1 protein-coding gene is annotated in these 263 nt (G+C 27.0%); it reads right to left on the bottom strand.

Going from position 1 to position 263, the window contains the following annotated elements:
• Positions 1-75 precede the first annotated feature (75 nt).
• A partial coding sequence (locus SB753_RS38240; protein ID WP_410805317.1) for a hypothetical protein occupies positions 76-263 on the bottom strand: 188 nt, incomplete at its 5' end.

Here is a 263-nt window from a genome sequence, read left to right as displayed (position 1 = left end):
CCTTAATCTATAACAATGTTAGTTACATAAATTATTACTAGTCAAAACTTAATCATTTTTATAACCACACGGAGGTTATCTTAAATGTTTACTAATTAGATGTGCAATTTTCTTATAGAAAGACGCTTCATGAGGAACAAAATTATCTTTATTTACAAGTTGATCTAATGGCTTTCTTTTCTCATTCTTATCAATTTGAAAACCTTGAATTCTAATCTCCTCTTTATCACCCATGCAAAATTCATAAAAATCGTTGAATTTAG

The sequence above is a fragment of the Paraburkholderia sp. SIMBA_053 genome (assembly GCF_046534895.1).
Classification (GTDB): domain Bacteria; phylum Pseudomonadota; class Gammaproteobacteria; order Burkholderiales; family Burkholderiaceae; genus Paraburkholderia; species Paraburkholderia caledonica.
The sequence above is the reverse complement of the archived record's forward strand: the minus strand, read 5'-3'. Positions and strand labels throughout refer to the sequence as shown.